The organism is Streptomyces mabaensis, from assembly GCF_053763515.1.
This window is the reverse complement of the sequence record NZ_JBSOPZ010000030.1, coordinates 76921-93549: the sequence shown is the minus strand read 5'-3', so window position 1 is coordinate 93549 and position 16629 is coordinate 76921. Positions and strand designations below refer to the sequence as shown.

General features: G+C 71.7%; 15 protein-coding genes and 1 pseudogene. 10 read left to right on the top strand and 6 right to left on the bottom strand.

From position 1 onward, the window contains the following. Window positions 1-489: 489 nt before the first annotated feature. The 5 genes from iolC to ACWV17_RS24885 are packed head-to-tail and all read left to right on the top strand — an operon-like array spanning window position 490 to window position 5940. Window positions 490-1452, top strand: a complete 963-nt coding sequence (iolC, locus tag ACWV17_RS24905; RefSeq protein WP_455361466.1) for a 5-dehydro-2-deoxygluconokinase — start codon at window positions 490-492, stop codon at window positions 1450-1452. After that, the gene (gene iolB, locus ACWV17_RS24900) at window positions 1445-2332 is read left to right on the top strand and encodes a 5-deoxy-glucuronate isomerase (RefSeq protein ID WP_455361465.1); all 888 of its coding nucleotides are present in this window, start codon (window positions 1445-1447) and stop codon (window positions 2330-2332) included. The genes iolC and iolB overlap by 8 nt, the downstream gene beginning before the upstream one ends. Window positions 2333-2337: 5 nt before the next feature. Next, a complete protein-coding gene (iolD, locus tag ACWV17_RS24895; protein ID WP_455361464.1) occupies window positions 2338-4227 on the top strand; it encodes a 3D-(3,5/4)-trihydroxycyclohexane-1,2-dione acylhydrolase (decyclizing) in 1890 nt (629 codons plus the stop codon). A 49-nt stretch (window positions 4228-4276) separates the two neighbouring features. After that, on the top strand, window positions 4277-5263 hold the full coding sequence (locus tag ACWV17_RS24890; RefSeq protein WP_455361463.1) for a TIM barrel protein: 987 nt from the start codon (window positions 4277-4279) through the stop codon (window positions 5261-5263). A gap of 44 nt (window positions 5264-5307) precedes the next feature. Then, a complete protein-coding gene (locus ACWV17_RS24885; RefSeq protein ID WP_455361462.1) occupies window positions 5308-5940 on the top strand; it encodes a TetR/AcrR family transcriptional regulator in 633 nt (210 codons plus the stop codon). 88 nt (window positions 5941-6028) lie between these two features. Here ACWV17_RS24885 and ACWV17_RS24880 read toward each other — a convergent pair whose 3' ends face one another. Beyond that, window positions 6029-6658 carry a BlaI/MecI/CopY family transcriptional regulator gene (locus ACWV17_RS24880; protein WP_455361461.1) on the bottom strand — a complete coding sequence of 210 codons (630 nt, stop codon included), beginning with the start codon at window positions 6656-6658 and terminating at the stop codon, window positions 6029-6031. Window positions 6659-6842: 184 nt separating this feature from the next. On the opposite strand from ACWV17_RS24880, the gene ACWV17_RS24875 reads away from it, so the two are divergent. Continuing rightward, window positions 6843-7496, top strand: coding sequence for a HemK2/MTQ2 family protein methyltransferase (locus ACWV17_RS24875; RefSeq protein ID WP_455355196.1), 654 nt, complete (start codon window positions 6843-6845; stop codon window positions 7494-7496). 134 nt (window positions 7497-7630) lie between these two features. Here the strand turns inward: ACWV17_RS24875 and ACWV17_RS24870 are convergent, their stop codons facing one another. The 3 genes and pseudogenes from ACWV17_RS24870 to ACWV17_RS24860 all read right to left on the bottom strand — a co-directional run bounded on the left by ACWV17_RS24870 (window position 7631) and on the right by ACWV17_RS24860 (window position 10008). After that, entirely contained in the window at window positions 7631-8251 is a 621-nt protein-coding gene (locus ACWV17_RS24870) for a helix-turn-helix domain-containing protein (protein ID WP_455361460.1), read from the bottom strand. A 142-nt stretch (window positions 8252-8393) separates the two neighbouring features. Next, window positions 8394-8792: pseudogene (locus tag ACWV17_RS24865) on the bottom strand (ABC transporter substrate-binding protein); the annotation flags it as partial. A gap of 301 nt (window positions 8793-9093) precedes the next feature. Next, window positions 9094-10008 (bottom strand): serine/threonine dehydratase, encoded by a 915-nt coding sequence (locus ACWV17_RS24860; protein ID WP_455361459.1) that lies wholly within the window; start codon window positions 10006-10008, stop codon window positions 9094-9096. 80 nt (window positions 10009-10088) lie between these two features. On the opposite strand from ACWV17_RS24860, the gene ACWV17_RS24855 reads away from it, so the two are divergent. Then, complete coding sequence (locus tag ACWV17_RS24855; protein WP_455361458.1) at window positions 10089-11030, top strand: LysR family transcriptional regulator; 942 nt, start codon at window positions 10089-10091, stop codon at window positions 11028-11030. Here the strand turns inward: ACWV17_RS24855 and ACWV17_RS24850 are convergent. Continuing rightward, window positions 11002-12132 (bottom strand): sensor histidine kinase, encoded by a 1131-nt coding sequence (locus tag ACWV17_RS24850; RefSeq protein ID WP_455361457.1) that lies wholly within the window; start codon window positions 12130-12132, stop codon window positions 11002-11004. The genes ACWV17_RS24855 and ACWV17_RS24850 overlap by 29 nt on opposite strands. Before the next feature lie 80 nt (window positions 12133-12212). Continuing rightward, window positions 12213-12923, bottom strand: a complete 711-nt coding sequence (locus tag ACWV17_RS24845) for a response regulator (protein ID WP_455361456.1) — start codon at window positions 12921-12923, stop codon at window positions 12213-12215. Window positions 12924-13275: 352 nt separating this feature from the next. Here ACWV17_RS24845 and ACWV17_RS24840 point away from each other — a divergent pair, with 352 nt between their 5' ends. The 3 genes from ACWV17_RS24840 (at window position 13276) to ACWV17_RS24830 (ending at window position 16628) form a co-directional block, all read left to right on the top strand. Next, complete coding sequence (locus tag ACWV17_RS24840) at window positions 13276-14886, top strand: alpha/beta hydrolase (RefSeq protein WP_455361468.1); 1611 nt, start codon at window positions 13276-13278, stop codon at window positions 14884-14886. Window positions 14887-14955: 69 nt separating this feature from the next. After that, window positions 14956-15846, top strand: a complete 891-nt coding sequence (locus ACWV17_RS24835; protein ID WP_455361455.1) for a S1 family peptidase — start codon at window positions 14956-14958, stop codon at window positions 15844-15846. Window positions 15847-15962: 116 nt separating this feature from the next. Then, the gene (locus ACWV17_RS24830; RefSeq protein ID WP_455361467.1) at window positions 15963-16628 is read left to right on the top strand and encodes a winged helix-turn-helix domain-containing protein; all 666 of its coding nucleotides are present in this window, start codon (window positions 15963-15965) and stop codon (window positions 16626-16628) included. Window position 16629 lies beyond the last annotated feature (1 nt).

Genomic DNA, 16629 nt, shown 5'->3' with positions numbered 1-16629 from the left:
GCGGTCAGCGCGAGAGGCAGCACAGCGGCGGCTGCCACGGCGACGGCGGCGCGACGGAAACGAAGAGCGTTCATAACAAGTCTCCTGGGATGTTCTTCTTGGTGAATCGAAGGAGCGGAACCGGTGTCCCTCACACCCACCATTCGGAACCGAAAGGTCAGCGGATTGGTCCGTCATCCGATCAAGTGAAGATCCATCGCCGAATCGCGCGCCGCCTCCGTGCCCAGCTGCTCCCGCACGCCTGCTGAGCTGCACGGATCGAGGGGCCGTTGCGGTCAACGGCGCGCGTCAACCCGCGAACGCAGCCAACCCGGTCCACCCCGGACTCAGTTCATGCCGGCGGTGGCGTCCGGTGTTGCCGTGCAGGCATGCCCTCCCACGGGGGCGGGCAGCGGCACCATTGAGCTGTTGACATGACATTTGACGGCCTACATCGTACTTATCACCGGAGCGCTCTGATGGAGCGCGTACGCAGCGGAGGGTTCGCACATGGCAGGCAGTGCGCTGGACGTCCTCACGATGGGGCGGGTGGGAGTCGACATCTACCCGCTCCAGACGGGGGTGGGACTGGCCGAGGTCACCTCGTTCGGCAAGTACCTCGGGGGCAGTCCGACGAATGTCGCGGTGGCCGCCGCCCGCCACGGCAGGTCCGCGGCCGTCATCACCAAGACCGGTGACGACCCCTTCGGCCGGTTCGTCCGCCAGGCGCTGACCGGATACGGCGTGGACAACCGGTACGTGTCCACGTCCGCCGCCGCGCCCACCCCCGTCACCTTCTGTGAGATCTTCCCGCCGGACGACTTCCCGCTCTACTTCTACCGGCAGCCCAAGGCCCCCGACCTGGACATCAGGGAGGACGAGCTGGACCTGGACGCCGTCCGGTCGGCCCGGATCTTCTGGATGACCGGGACGGGCCTGTGCGAGGAGCCGAGCCGCGGCGCGACGCTGGCCGCGCTCGCCCACCGGGCCAAGGCCGGCCCGACGGTCTTCGACCTCGACTGGCGGCCGATGTTCTGGCAACGGCCCGGCGAGGCGCGTGCGTACTACGAGCAGGCGCTGCGGCACACCACCGTCGCCGTGGGCAACCGGGAGGAGTGCGAGGTCGCCACCGGAGAGCGCGAGCCGCACGCCGCCGCGCAGGCGCTGCTGGACGCCGGCGCCGAGCTCGCGGTGGTGAAACAGGGTCCCAAGGGCGTGCTGGCCGTCCACCGCGACGGCACGCGGGCCGAGGTGGCGCCCGTACCCGTGGACGTGGTCAACGGCCTTGGCGCGGGCGACGCCTTCGGTGGAGCACTGTGCCACGGTCTGCTGGCCGGCTGGGACCTGCACCGCACGATGTCGTTCGCGAACGCCGCCGGCGCGCTCGTGGCCGGTGAACTGGCCTGCTCGGACGCCATGCCGACCGAGGCCCAGGTCGAAGCGAAGCTCGGTGAGGTGCGCGGTGGTGTCTGAGCCGAACACGCTGCACCTGCCGGCCGGCAGCGCCGCCCACGCGCCGTTCACCGTGGTCGTCACGCCCGAGTCCGCGGGCTGGGGTCACTCCGGACTGCGCGTCCTGGAACTGTCGCCGGGGGAGAGCCGGACGGTCCGCACCGGAGACACCGAACAGCTGGTACTGCCGCTGTCCGGCGGCTGCACGGTCGAGGTCGACGGCCACAGATTCCAGGTCACCGGCCGGCCGGACGTGTTCGCCGCGGTCACCGACTTCGTCTACGTCCCGCGCGACGCCGAAGCGGTCATCGGCAGCGCCGGGGGCGGACGCTTCGCGCTGCCCGCGGCTCGCTGCGCACGCCGGCTGACCGCGCGGTACGGTCCCGCCGCGGACGTCCCGGCCGAACTGCGCGGCGCGGGCAACTGCAGCCGCCAGGTCAACAACTACTGCCTGCCCGAGACGTTCGAGGCCGACCAGCTCCTGGTCTGCGAGGTACTGACCCCCGGCGGCAACTGGTCCTCGTACCCACCGCACAAGCACGACCAGGCCCGGGACGGCGAGAGCGTCCTCGAGGAGATCTACTACTTCGAGATCGCCGACGGCCCGGCCGGCCCCGGCTTCGGCTATCAGCGGGTGTACGGCACCGACGACCGGCCGGTCGATGTGCTGGCGGAGGTGCGCACCGGCGATGTCGTGCTCGTCCCGCACGGGTGGCACGGCCCTTCGATCGCCGCGCCCGGGTATGACCTCTACTACCTCAATGTGATGGCGGGACCCGGACCGGACCGGGCCTGGCTGATCTGTGACGACCCGGCGCACGCCTGGGTCCGCGGGACCTGGGACTCCCAGCAGACCGACCCGCGGCTCCCGTTCGGCGCCCCTGGCAGGAACGACGGGTGACGGCCTTGTCCACCGACCGAGAGACCATCCGGCTCACGACCGCGCAGGCGCTCGTACGGTTCCTGGCGAACCAGTACAGCGAACGGGACGACCGCGAGCAGCGGCTGATCCCCGGCGTGTGGGGCATCTTCGGGCACGGGAACGTGGCCGGTATCGGGCAGGCGCTGCTGCAGGCGGCCCGTACCGGCGAGGACGACCTCCCGTACTACCTCGCGCGCAACGAGCAGGGCATGGTGCACGCTTCCGCGGCCTTCGCCAAGATGCGCGACCGGCTGTCGGCCTTCGCCTGTACGGCCTCCACCGGGCCCGGCTCCACCAACATGATCACCGGGGGGGCACTGGCCACCACCAACCGGCTGCCGGTCCTGCTGCTGCCCAGCGACGTGTTCGCCACCCGCGTCGCCGACCCCGTGCTCCAGCAGTTGGAGGACACCAGGGCCGGTGACACCTCGGTCAACGACGCGTTCCGTGCAGTGTCCAAGTACTTCGACCGTGTCTCGCGTCCCGAGCAGCTCATCCCGGCAGCCCTCGCGGCGATGCGGGTGCTGACCGATCCCGTCGAGACCGGCGCGGTCACGCTCTGCCTGCCGCAGGACGTGCAGGCGGAGGCGTACGACTGGCCGGTGGCCTTCTTCCGGCGCCGGGTGTGGCACGTGGGCCGCCCGGTGCCGGAACCCCCGGCCCTCACGCGGGCCGCGCAGCTCCTGCGTACGGCACGCAGGCCCCTGATCGTGGCGGGCGGCGGAGTCGTCTACTCGGGGGCGGCGACGGAACTGCGCGCCTTCGCGGAGGCCACCGGCATCCCGGTGGCCGACACCCACGCCGGCAAGGGCGCGGTGGCCTGGGACCACCCGTGCGCGGTGGGCGGCATCGGCTCCACCGGGACCTCCGCGGCCAATGCCCTGGCGGCCGAGGCCGATGTGGTGCTCGGCATCGGCACCCGCTACAGCGACTTCACCACCGCGAGCCACACGGTCTTCGGCAATCCGGACGTCACCTTCGTCAACCTCAACGTGGCCCGGCTGGACGCGGTCAAGCACAGTGCGGAGCCGCTGGTCGCCGATGCGCGCCTCGGTATCCAGGCCCTCGCGGGGGAGTTGGCGGACTTCGAAGTCGGCCAGGACTACCGGGCCCGGGTCCGTACGCTGACCGAGGAGTGGCGGCGCACTGCCGAGGAGTGCTTCGGCCGGGACCACGGACCGCTGCCCGAGCAGACCGAAATCCTCGGCGCGCTGGGCGAGTTGACCGACGACCGGGACGTCGTCATCAATGCCGCCGGCTCGATGCCGGGCGATCTGCAGATGCTGTGGCGGGCACGCGACCCCAAGGCCTACCACGTGGAATACGCGTACTCGTGCATGGGATACGAGGTGGCCGCCGGGCTCGGCGTCAAGATGGCGGATCCCGGCCGCGAGGTCTTCGTCCTGGTCGGCGACGGCTCGTATCTGATGATGGCCCAGGAGATCGTCACCATGGTGTCGGAGGGCATCAAGGTGATCATCGTCCTGGTGCAGAACCACGGCTTCGCGTCCATCGGCTCCCTGTCGGACTCCCTCGGCTCCCAGCGCTTCGGCACCCGGTACCGGTTCCGCGACGCCGGGACCGGACAGCTCGACGGGGACGTCCTGCCGGTTGATCTCGCCGCGAACGCCGCCAGCCTCGGCGCCCGGGTGCTGACCGCGACGACGGTCGGGGAGTTCCGTACCGCGATCCGGGCCGCCAAGGCCGCGGACCGGACCACCGTCGTCCATGTGGAGACCGATCCGTACGGGCCCAACCCGCCGGGCAGCGCCTGGTGGGACGTACCGGTGAGCGAGGTCTCCGCGCTGGACAGCACCCGCAAGGCGTACGCCGACTACCGCGCCGCCAAGCAGGCCCAGCGCCACTACCTGTAAGGCCCAGCGTCCCTACCTGCCCCGCCCCCAGTTGAGGAGCACCGCCCCCATGGCACCGGTATCGAGCAGTAGCCCCCGCGCCACCGTCGGCAACCTCTGCCTCGGGTCCGCGCCCGACTCCTGGGGCGTGTGGTTCCCCGCGGACGAGCACCAGGTCCCCTACACCCGCTTCCTCGACGAGCTCGTCGAGGCCGGCTACGAGTGGCTCGAACTCGGGCCGTACGGATACCTGCCCACCGATCCCCGGCAGCTCGCCGAGGAGCTTGCGGAACGCGGCCTGAAGGTCTCGGGCGGCACTGTCTTCGGCGCGCTGCACCGCCCGGACGAGTGGGACGCCATGCTCGCCGGGGTCCGCCGGGTCGCCGGGCTCACCGCGGCCGCAGGCGCCCACCACCTGGTGTTCATCCCCCCGATGTACCGGGACGAGAAGACCGGCGCCTACACCGAGGACCCGGAGCTGACCACCGAACAGTGGGACGGGTTCGGCAGGGCCGCCGACCGGCTGGGCAGGATCCTGCTCGACGACTACGACGTACGGCTGGTCCTGCACCCGCACGCCGACAGCCACATCCAGACCCAGCCCGAGATCGAGAGGTTCCTGAACTCCTCCGACTCCCGCTATGCCAACCTCTGCCTGGACACCGGCCATGTCGCCTACGGCGGCGGTGACAACCTCGACCTGATCCGCCGCTTCGGCGAGCGCGTCGGCTACGTCCACATCAAGCAGATGGACCCGGCCGTCCTCACCCAGGTGTCGGCGGAGAACCTCTCCTTCGGCGAGGCGGTGAAGCGTGGTGTGTGCGTCGAGCCCCCGGCCGGCGTCCCGGACCCCGCCGACATCATCAGCGAACTCGCCACCCTGAACGCCGAGTTGTTCGTCATCGTCGAGCAGGACCTCTACCCCTGCGCACCGGACGTGCCGCTGCCCGTGGCCATCCGCACCCGCAAGGTCCTGGCCGAAAGCGGCCTCACCGGAACCCGGCGCCCCGCCCTCGGGCAGGGCGACGCGGCGACCGCACCTTCCGGCGACGGATAGGCTCGGGAGCGGCACTGCGGGAGTACAGGAGGGGACGGGGCGCGATGACTGAACCCACACCGCGAGACAGGCAGAGCACACGCCGCGACGACCGGCGGGAGGAGATCCTCCGGGCCGCGTTCGAGCTCTTCGCCGAACGCGGCTACCGGGGCACGTCGATCGCCGCCATCGCCGAACGGATCGGTCTCACCCAGCAGGGCGTGCTGCACTACTTCCCCAGCAAGACCGAACTCCTGACCGCGGTGCTCGACCTGCGCGACCGCTGGGATGTCACGCAGCTGCTGCGGGCCGCGAACGGCACCCCGACCCGGCTGGACCTGCTGGCCGACCTGGTCGAGTACAACGCCGACCGGCCCGCCATCGTGCAGGCGTTCACGGTGCTCGCGGCGGACAGCGTCACGGAGGAGCACCCGGCGAAGCCCTACTTCCAGGAGCGCTACAGCCACGTACGGGCCGGGGTCGCGGCGACGCTGCGCCAGGAGTTCGGCGAGCAGCTCCCCGGTGGCCTGGCCGCCGAGCACCTCGCACCGCTCGTGGTCGCCGCCATGGACGGACTTCAGCTCCAATGGCTGCTCAGCCCCGAGGAGGTCGACATGCCGGCCCGTTTCCGGGATCTGCTCACCCTGCTGCGGGCGGCGACGGCGGCGACCGCGGCGCAGGGAGAGGTTGAGCGATGAGCGCGCGACGCGTACTCCGGGACAGCCCGTGCGCCGCAGCCCCTGGGCCGCGTCGGGCTGCGTGGTCTCCTCCGACGCGGCAGCGGTGTCACTCGCCGGGAACCGCGTCGGCCTTTCCCTGAGTTGACGACTCGGCCGATGACTCGGCCCGGAGCGCGGTGTAGTAGACCGAGCTGCCCTGCTTGGTGCGTTCGGCCCGGCCCTTCGCGACCAGGTTCTCCAGAGTGTTGCGTACCACCGTGGCGCTCGCGGCGCGGTCCGGGTGTGCTGCGGTGAGTGCGGCGGTCACTTCGGAGACGGAGCGCGGTTCGTGCTGCTCCGCGAGGTGGCCGGTGACCAGGGAGCGGAGGGTGGGTGCGCCGCTGTCCTTCGCCCTGGCCGGCCGTGCCGCGCGTCGGGCCGGCTTCTTCGCCTGCTGTACGCCGGACCGCGCGCCGTCGTTGGCGCGCCGAGGACGGGGAACTGCCGCCTGCCGGGGCGACTTGCCCGCCTCGGGCGTGGGCGGCTGCGCCTCCGGCTGCGCGTCCTGCGGCGCGCCGGCCGCGAGTGCTCCGCTGCCCAGTGCGTCCCGCATGGTCACGAGCAGCGCATGGTCCTGCTCCAAGGCGGCGAGCTGAGCCTTGAGTTGTTCCTGCTCCTTCTCATTGCGCTCGAGATCGGCGGCGACCTGCGCCGCGTACTGGTCCTTCAAATTCGTGTTCTCCGAGGTGTCGAACATGACGTCTCGCTCTCTCCGCAGTGCTGTTGAGGGGATCGTACGCACTCGGACCGGATATCGAACCGGCCGGCCGCCGGCAACGGGACCGGCCTCCCTCCCCAGCACCTCACCGTGCACTCCGCAACCTGTGGCTCTCCGCGCGCCGGGAACCGACCGGCGCGGTAGCTTCGAGTACGAGGACCACGTGCGATTCATCACCCTGCCGGGTGTCTACACCCCGCAAGACGACACGGCCCTGCTGGCCGGCGCGCTCGGTGAGGAGACGGTGCCGCCGCAGGCCGAGGTTCTCGATGTCGGCTCCGGCACCGGGGCGCTCGCCCTGGCCGCCGCGCAGCGAGGGGCCCGTGTGACCGCGGTGGACATCTGCCGACGGGCGGTACTGACCACCCGGATCAACGCGCGCCTCGCCCGGCTGCATGTGCGGGTGCTGCGCGGAAACCTCCTGGCCCCGGTGGCCGGGGAGTCGTTCGACCTGATCCTGACCAATCCGCCCTACGTCCCGGCCCCCGGAAGCACACCCCCGCGGGGAGCGGCCCGTGCCTGGGACGCCGGCCCGGACGGACGGCTCGTCCTGGACCGCATCTGCCAGGAGGCGCCGCCCTTGCTGCGCCCGGGCGGGGTACTGCTGATGGTGCACTCGGCACTGAGCGGGGCCGACCTCACGCTGCGGCAACTGTGGTCGTCGGGCCTGGATGCCACCGTCGCCGACCGCCGTTACGTCGCCTTCGGGCCGGTGCTGCGCGCCCGGCGCTCGTGGCTCCTCGCCCGGGGCATGCTCGGAGCAGCACAGAACAAGGAAGAACTGGTGGTCATACGGGCCCGACGAGTTCCGGCATGACGCACTACGCCGACGATCCCGGCACCCAGCCACCGCGACGCGCGTTCTGTTCATCGGCACTTACTCGTTCGGTCTATCGAACGGTCGAGAATGTAGAGCCGGGGCCGGGGGAGTGTCAACGGTGCCCCAGCCCCTCAGGCGCCGGAGTCGGGCCTCGCCGCGTGGGGTGCTCCGGGGTGCACGCGCTGGCCGGCCCGGTACTGCAGAAGCAGTACCGAGCGCACCGGGTCCCCGACGGCCACGTACCCGTGCGGCAGGGAAGCGTCGAAGGCCACGTAGTCACCCGGACCGAGCTCCACCTCGTGTCCGTCCACGTCCACGCTCAGCCGGCCGGACTGCACCACGGTGTGCTCGGTCCCGGCATGGCCGAGCGACTTCTGCCGGCATCCGGCCCGGAACTGCTGGTCGTAGACCTCGAGGATGGTGTCGCCCGTCTCGATCCGCTGAAGCGCGCGCAGGTCGACCCCTTCACCGACGAGCACCTCGACGTCCGCGGCCCGCACGACGGTCAGGCCGCCGGGCGGCCGGGTGTCCAGCAGGTCCGAGACAGGCATCTCCAGGGCGCGGGACAGGCTGAACACCGTCTCGATGGTCGGGTTCCCGCTCCCGGACTCCAGCTGCGACAACGTAGCCTTGCCGATCCTGGAGCGACGCGACAGCTCGGAGATCGACAGTCCCCGCAGGTTTCTGGCCCGCTTGAGATTGCCCGCCAGCATCTCCTGGATCGAGCCTTCACGGTTGTTCACGCTTTTCATACTCCCTCGCCTTCGTTCGCTAAGACGAACGAGCGCTGTTCGATGCCCCGATCATCGCGGTCGACCGGCTGCGCGTCCAGCTGGCCCGACACCGTCGTGCGCCGCGGTTGTCGGATCCAGCCCAGCTCCCACAGGCCGGTCCGGGTCCGAGCCGGGCGTTGATCCTCAGCACCCGGTCGAAGGAGTGCTTCACCGCCTGCGCGGTGACCTTGTGGCCGTTGGAGAACCTGAGGTCGTCGCGAAGCCTGCACTGGCACGTCTGGAGCTTGTGGCCGAGGAACCGGCAGCTCTCGGCCGCGTCGGGCTCAGGCGCGGAGGACCCGGGTCTGGACGTGAGCAGCGTCTGGTAGACGTTGCTGTACAGCGCCCAGGAACCGGCGTCGTACGCGACCGCCGGGTCGAGCGCGGAGACCACGTCCGTGGTGCCCAAGGTGATCGGATCGCGTCTCTCGCCGGTGGACGGCAGCAACTGCCAGCAGGCGGCGCCGACCAGCAGCAGAGCGCTGCTCCCGGCCAGCACGCGCGCACGGGTGAACCGCATCGCGCGTCAGCGCCAGGGGCCGGTCGTCGCCCGGTCGGGGGAGAAGGCCACCCCTGCGAACTCGCCGTAGGAGAAACCCTCCGGCAGCCGAGCAGACCGTCCGGGGCGGGCACCAGCGGCCCGTAGCCCGAACCCTCACCCAATCCCCGGGTGGCGGTCGCCGTGCCGGCGAAGGCTGTTCCCTCGCCCACCGCGCTGGTACCAGCGAGAACCCTGACGTCGGGTCATGGCCATGGCACTGATCGCGCCCGCCAACCGGCTGCTCCCGCCCGCCACTTGGCGGGCTCGGAGCACCGGGCTGTCACTCGGGACACCAGTCCGTGTTCGCGCCGCAGATCACCAGACACGGCAGGTCGCCCGGCACCCGGCCGGCCAGCCACGCGGCGAACGGGGCCGCCGCGGCCGGTTCCGCAGCGATCCGGCATTCGTCCCACAGCAGGTCGCGCGCTCGCAGGATCTGCTCGTCGCTGACGAGCACGGACGTCACCCGGCGCGAAGCCAGGATGCCGAAAGGCACCTCACCGACCCGGGTCGCGCCCGTGGCGGAGGCGGCGACGGAGTCCACCGCGGAGTCCACCGGCGCTCCGGCGGCCAGCGCGTCGTGCACGCACCGGCAGTGTTCCGGCTCGACGGCCACCACCTCCCGCTCACCGGCCGACAGCGCCGTGCCGGCAGCCAGCCCGCCACCGCCGGCAGCGACCACGAGCGAATCGACATCCGGTGCGTCGGCCACGACCTCCGCCGCCACCGTGCCCTGCCCGGCGACGACGGCCGGATCGTCATAGGCGTGCAGGAAGCGGCACCCCGGGCGCGCCGCGACCCGCGAGGCCACCGAGGCCGCCTCGGCGAAGGTGGCGCCGTGCCGGACGAGCCGCGCCCCGGCGGCCTCGATACGCCGGGCCTTCGCCGCCGGCACGGTCTCGGGGACGTAGACCGTCGCCGGGACTCCGAGCAGTGCTGCGGCGGTGGCGACCGCCAGGCCGTGGTTGCCGCCGGACGCGGCCACCACATGATCGTCCAACGGCCCGGACAGCATCGCGTTGAGCGCGCCGCGCAGCTTGAACGAGCCGCTGCGCTGCAGGTACTCCAGTTTCAGCAGAACGCGCCGGTTGTCGATCTCCACCTCCAGCAGTGGAGTCCGGCGAGCGTAGGGACGGATCCGGTCGGCGGCCGAGCGGACATCGGTGACCGAGAGCGTCTGAGTGAGGCTGTTCATGTGTCCATCCTCCGCAGGCCGGGCCATAAGCGCCAGCAATGATCAGTGACCTGCCATTAGCAGTGCTTACGATGGACGCCATGGTGCGAGAACTGGACAGCAACCGGCTGCGCGTCCTGGTGGAGGTGGCCCATGCCAAGTCCATCGCCGAGGCGGCACGCAATCTCGCATTCACACCCTCCGCGCTCTCGCAGCAGATCTCCAAGCTGGAAACGGAACTCGGAGCCCGCCTGCTGGAGCGCCATCCGACCGGCGTCACCCTGACCCCGGTCGGTGCCCTCCTGGTGGAGCACGGGGAACGTGTCATCGGCGAGCTGCGCGAGGCACGCGCCGCGGTCGACGCCGCGATGGGCATCCAGCCGCAACGCCTCGCACTCGGCTCCTTCGCCACCGCGGGCCAGGTGCTGGTGCCGACGGCGCTCGCGGCGCTCCAACGCCAGCACCCCCGGGCCGAGTTGTCGTTGGTCGACATCGAACCGCCCGGCGGCTACGGGCTGGTGACCTCGGGCGATCTCGACGCGCTGATCACCCATCGCTACCCCGGCGTTCCGTCGACACCCCACCCCGGCCTCGACCGGCGGCCCCTGCTCGACGACCCTCTGCGGCTGGTACTTCCCGAGGACCACCGGCTCGCCGCCCGTACAGCATCTCGCGGCATGAGCCTCGGCCGGCTCAAGGGCGAGACGTGGATCGCCGGCGCCCCCGGCGTCCCGAACCGGACCTGCCTGGACACGCTCGCCCGCCGGGCCGGCGTCGAACTCCACGTCGCCTACGAAACCGCCGACTACCACGTCATCCTGGCGCTCGTCGGCGCCGGACTCGGGATCGCGCTCGTCCCCGCGAGCGTACTCGCCGACGCCGGACGCCACCGGGTCTCGGTTCACCACCTGAGCGGATTCGCCCCGGCCCGCGAGATCAGCCTCGTGCACCGCAGGCGGCCCAGCGGACTCGTACGGGAGCTCACCGCCTTCCTGCACACCGCTGCCGGAGAGATCAGCCCACCCCAGGACCGTCGGGCGTAACGCCGCCGATCGCCCCGCCCCGGGACGGCAGATTCAGCGGCACCTCCGCGCACAGCGCGAAGCCGCCGTCCGCCGTGGACTCCACCGTCAGCCGGCCGCCGAGCAGCGCAGTGCGTTCCCGCAGGCCCACGAGGCCGTACCCGCCGCCGGGCAGGTCGGGGTACGAGGTGCCGCCGGCGGGAGCGCCGTTGCGGACGCTCACCCGCAGCGTCTCGGTGCCGATGTCCACCGTCACCGAAGTCACCGCGCCCGGTGCGTGCTTGCGCACGTTGGTGAGCGCCTCCTGCACCGTCCGGTACGCGGTGCGCTCCACTGCCTCCGGCAGACCGCGGCCGTCCGCGCCCGTCATCCGCAGGGTGGCGTCCACGCCGGAGGCCGCGACCAGCTTGGTCAGGTCGCTCAGCCGGGGCTGCGGTTCCAGTCCGGTGGGCCCCGCACCGGCAGCCCGCAGCACGACGATCATGCCGCGAAGCTCCTCCAGCGTGCCGGTGGCCAGCCTGCGCAGGGTGCCGGCGACCTCCTTGACCTGCGGGTCCCGGGTGGTGACTTCCAGTGCCGCCGCCTGTACGGCCATCAGACTCGCCTGGTGGGAGACCACATCGTGCATCTCGCGGGCCAGCCGGGCGTGTTCGCGGGCGATGACCGTACGCGCGTGCAGCTCCCGTTCGTGGTCCCGTACGGTCGCCAGCTCCGCCACCCGCTCCGAGAGGTCCCGCCGGGTCCGGGCGAGGAGCCCGATGACCGCCGGGCCGATGCCGAGCAGCAGCGCGTAGAGGAGGTTCTGGGTCAGCTCACCCGGCGGCGTCTCGGCGAAGAGACCGACCGGCCACGGCACGAAACTGCCGGTGACCACCGCGACCACCGCGAGTTCGACCTGCCAGTCGGGACGGCGCCGGTGGGCCAGGGTGCCCAGCGCCACGACGGCGGCGAGCAGGGCCGCGCCCGCGAAGAGACCGGGCAGGGCGAGCAGGAGCGCTGCCCGCGGCCAACGCCGCCGCACCAGCAGCCCCGCGGCGGCCAGAAAGGACAGCACGGTCTGCCACAGGTGCGGGGTCGGCAGCGAGAAGTACACGTCCAGGCCGGCGAGCGCCGCGAACGTCACGTCACCCCGCCATCCGCCGCACAGCCTGAAGACACCCCGGACGCGCGCCCGCGGCCGGCAAGTCCGCTCGCCCCCGCCGCTCACCCGCATCCGTTTCCGGCTCCCGGCCGGCCGGCCGGATCCGTACCGAGCAGGCCGGCGCGTTCGGCGATCACCGCGGCCTGCACCCGGTTGGCCACACCGAGCTTCATGAGTACGGCGCTGACGTCGTCCTTCGCGGTGGCGACGGAGAAGAACATCCGGGCGCCGATCTCCCCGTTCGACAGGCCCTGGCCGATGTAGGTGAGCACCTGACGCTCCCGCTCCGAGAGTCCCTCCACCGCCCGGGTCGCGGACCGCACCTCCTGTCCGGGCGGACCGCCGCCCCGCAGCCGCCGCACCACCGAGGAGGACAGGCATCCGGCACCGGTCGCCAGCGCGCGTACGGAACGGACCAGCATGTCCGGGGCGGTGTCCTTGAGCAGGAAACCGCCTGCTCCCAGCTCGAGTGCCTCGCCCAGGTACTCGTCGGTGTCGAAGGTGGTGAGCATGGCCACCTGCGGCGGCTCGGGCAGGGCGCGTATGTGGCGCAGCAACGTCAGGCCGTCGACGTCCGGCATCCGGATGTCCATGAGCACCACGTCCGGCCGGTACTCCCGTACCGCCGCCAGCGCGTCGGCCCCCTCGCAGGAGGCCACCACTTCGATGCCGTCCGCGCTGCCGAGGATCATGGTGAGACCGGACCGGATCAGCGCCTCGTCGTCCACGACGAGCAGCCGCAACCGGGGAACGGACTCCGGGGTGGTGGGCACAGGGCTTCCTCCGGCGCTCGGACCGCATGCTTCGCACACCGCATGCTGCGAACACAGTGCGGCAGGGCCTCCCGGCGAGGCCACCCGCTGTAGCGGATCTCACATGGGCATGACCCGCCAGTGTGAGGTCCGGCGGTCCCGGGCGTGAACCACCGACCGGCTGCCGTCCACCCGCCGGTCGGCTACGACGGCCCACCTGCCGGATGGACCTCCTCCTACGCAGGTCGGCAAGCACGCGAACGGGCTGTTGCATCACCACGCTGCCACCCCAGGCTTCCCCTGACCGCAACCGTGATCACTTGCCGACACCGGCGCCACGACCCAGGGGGCCTCCTTGACCCGACGTACCACCATGCTCGCCACCGCGAGCGCCCTTGCCGCGACCGCGCTCGTCGCAGGCATCGTCACCATGCCCTCGGCCATGGCCGGTTCGACCACCGGTTCGACCACCGGCTCCACCACCGGCAACTCCGACGAGCAGGACCAGCGGGCCGCGGAGGCCCGGGGTGTCCGGATCGCGGCCGCCCGGTCCGCCGCGCAGGGCGTCGACTGGAAGGACTGCCCCGCCGACTGGGGCCTCAAGGCCCCCGTGCAGTGCGGCTGGGTCACCGTCCCCGTCGACTACGCCGAGCCCGACGGCCCCACCATCGAACTCGCCGTGGACCGGGTCCGCAGCACCGGCGGCAGGGCCGCGCGCCAGGGCGCCCTGCTCTACAACCCCGGCGGGCCCGGCGGTTCGGGGATGCGCTTCCCGCTGCGCGGCGCCGGCAAGGACCCGGTATGGGCGAAGACGGCCAAGGCGTACGATTTCGTCGGCTTCGACCCGCGCGGCGTGGGCCACTCCGCGCCCATCTCGTGCATGGACCCGCAGGAGTTCATCAAGGCGCCCAAGCCGGACCCGGTGCCGGACGACGAGGCCGACAAGTACGCGCAGCGCAAGCTGGCCGCCGAGTACGCCGAGGGCTGCCAGGAGCGCAGCGGCGGCCTGCTGCCGCACCTGACGACTCCCAACGCCGCCCGCGACCTGGACGTCATACGTGCGGCGCTCGGCGAGAAGAAGCTCAACTACCTGGGTGTGTCCTACGGCACCTACCTGGGCGCCGTCTACGCCGAACTGTTCCCCGGCCACGTCCGCCGGATGATTTTTGACAGCGTCGTCAACCCCGCCCAGGAGAAGATCTGGTACGAGGCCAACCTCGACCAGAACGTGGCCTTCGAGATGCGCTGGAACGACTGGAAGGCGTGGGTGGCCGAGCACGACGAGGCCTACGGCCTCGGCACCACGCCCGAAGACGTGCAGACCGCGTGGGAGAAGCTGCGCACCGCGGCCAAGAACGAACCGCTCGGCGGCGTCGTCGGCCCGGCCGAGCTCCTCGGCCACTTCCAGAGCGCGGCCTACGCGGACCACGCCTGGCCCTCCGTCGCGGCCGCCCTCTCCGCGTACGCCAAGGGTGACGAGCAGCCGCTGATCGAGGCGGCCGCCCCGGACCTGTCCGACACCGGAAAGAACACGGCGTCCGAGAACGGCAACGCCGTCTACACGGCCGTGGAGTGCAACGACGCCAAGTGGCCCGCCGACTGGGCGAGGTGGGACAGCGACACCACCCGCCTGCACGCCGAGCACCCCTTCATGACCTGGTCCAACACCTGGATGAACCTGCCCTGCGCCACCTGGCCGCTGAAGCAGCACGAACCGGTCGAGGTGAGCCCCGGCGAGGAGCTGCCGCCGACCCTGATCCTGCAGGCCGAGCGCGACGCGGCCACGCCCTACGAGGGCGCCGTCGAGCTGCACAGGCGGCTGCCGGACTCCCGCCTGGTCGTCGAGCTGGACTCCGGCTCGCACGGTGTGGCCGGCGAGACGAACGCGTGCGTCAACCAGCGCGTCGACGCCTATCTCCTGGACGGCGCGCTCGACGCCGACGACGTGGACTGCGAACCGCACGCCGCTCCGCAGCCGAAGTAGCCACACCCCGGCACGACCACACACCCACCCTCAGAAGTCACCCACCCTCAGAAGCGGAGACCAACCCCCATGAGAGTTTCCCCGTCCCGTCGCCGCGCCCGCCGGACCACCTCCGTCGGCCTGGCGTCGAGTGCGGCCCTGGTGCTCGTCGCGACGGCCGTCACCACGGCCACGGCCCAGCCGGTGCCGTCCGAGGAGCGGACCAGGCCCAGCATCAAAATCATCGGCGGCGTGCAGCAGCCCGACTCCGCCCACCCCTGGATGGCGGCCCTGCTGACCAAGGGCTCGGCCAACCCGGCGAAGCGCCAGTTCTGCGGCGGCAGCCTGATCAGCGGCGACGCCGTCCTGACCGCCGCCCACTGCGTGATGGGCGCCCCGGCCAAGCAGATCGAGGTCACGGTCGGCCGTACCGTGCTGTCCAACAAGCGTCAGGGCCAACTGCGCGGAGTCAAGAACATCGTTGTGCACCCCCGCTACCTCAAGGGCGACCCCGCGTACGACCTGGCCGTACTCGAACTGGCCAAGCCGGTCACCGGGATCGCGCCCGTCAAGATGCCGACCGCGGGCACCGACGCGCTGCTCCGCCCCGGCGCCCAGGCCAAGGTCATCGGCTGGGGCAACACCGACACCGAGGTGCCCAGCTTCCCCGACCGGCTACGCGGTGTGGAGGTGCCGCTGCTCGCGCACGCCGAGTGCACGGCCACCTACCCGGACTACAACAAGGCCGTCAACATATGCGCCGGCGTCGAGGGCAAGGACTCCTGCCAGGGTGACAGCGGCGGCCCGCTGTTCCGCAAGGTGTCCGGCCGTACGTACCAGATCGGCATCGTGTCGTACGGCGACGGCTGCGGTGAGCAGGGCGCCCCCGGGGTGTACGCCTCCACCAGCTCGGCCGAGCTGTGGAACACCCTCGCCGAGTCCCCCGAGGGCAAGCGGATCAAGAAGCGGCTGCGGCGCTGACCCTGCCCGCACCCGCGGCGGTGACCGCGTCCGGGGCCACCCGGACGCGGTCCCGTCTGCGGGAACGTCCCGCAGAATCGGTTCCGCGCGGTGCCGCTATGGTGGACGGCGTGCGAGTGCTGCTGGTCGAGGACGACGACAATCTGCGTTTCGGAGTAGCCGCCGCGCTGCGGGCCGCGGGGCTCGCCGTCGACGAGACCGCCGACCTCCCGCAGGCCGACGAGGCGCTGTTCGTCACCACCTACGACTGCGCGGTCTTCGACCGGATGCTCCCCTCCGGTGACGCCGCCGCCTACGTGGAGGAGCTGCGACGCACCGGCCGGGCCGTGCCGGTGCTCTTCCTCACCGCACGCGACACGGTCGCCGACCGGGTCGAGGGCTTCGCCAGCGGCGGTGACGACTATCTGGTCAAGCCGTTCGCCGTACCGGAACTGGTGGCCAGGGTGCGCAGCCTGTGCCGCCGGTCCGCGGTCGTCCGCCCGCCGGTCCATCGCGTCGCCGACGTCGAGATCGACACCGCCCGGCGGCACGTGCACCGCTCCGGTGTCCTGCTCACACTCACCACACGGGAGTTCGCCGTCCTGGAGATGCTCGCGGCGCGCGCCGACCAGGCGGTGCCCCGCGCCGAGCTGATCGAGGGCTGCTGGGACGAGATGGCCGAGCCGCAGTCCAACGTCCTGGAGGTGCTCATCTCCCAGCTCCGCCGCAAGCTGGGGGATCCGCCGCTGATCCACACCGTGCGGGGGGTCGGCTACCGCCTTGCCGCCGACGGCCCTCGATGAG

Bases quoted from the DNA above. Each gene is read 5' to 3' on its own strand.
- iolC (WP_455361466.1), top strand. From the start codon at position 490: ATGGCAGGCAGTGCGCTGGACGTCCTCACGATGGGGCGGGTGGGAGTC.
- ACWV17_RS24890 (WP_455361463.1), top strand. From the start codon at position 4,277: ATGGCACCGGTATCGAGCAGTAGCCCCCGCGCCACCGTCGGCAACCTC.
- ACWV17_RS24885 (WP_455361462.1), top strand. From the start codon at position 5,308: ATGACTGAACCCACACCGCGAGACAGGCAGAGCACACGCCGCGACGAC.
- ACWV17_RS24880 (WP_455361461.1), bottom strand. From the start codon at position 6,658: ATGTTCGACACCTCGGAGAACACGAATTTGAAGGACCAGTACGCGGCG.
- ACWV17_RS24870 (WP_455361460.1), bottom strand. From the start codon at position 8,251: ATGAAAAGCGTGAACAACCGTGAAGGCTCGATCCAGGAGATGCTGGCG.
- ACWV17_RS24860 (WP_455361459.1), bottom strand. From the start codon at position 10,008: ATGAACAGCCTCACTCAGACGCTCTCGGTCACCGATGTCCGCTCGGCC.
- ACWV17_RS24855 (WP_455361458.1), top strand. From the start codon at position 10,089: ATGGTGCGAGAACTGGACAGCAACCGGCTGCGCGTCCTGGTGGAGGTG.
- ACWV17_RS24840 (WP_455361468.1), top strand. From the start codon at position 13,276: ATGCTCGCCACCGCGAGCGCCCTTGCCGCGACCGCGCTCGTCGCAGGC.
- ACWV17_RS24835 (WP_455361455.1), top strand. From the start codon at position 14,956: ATGAGAGTTTCCCCGTCCCGTCGCCGCGCCCGCCGGACCACCTCCGTC.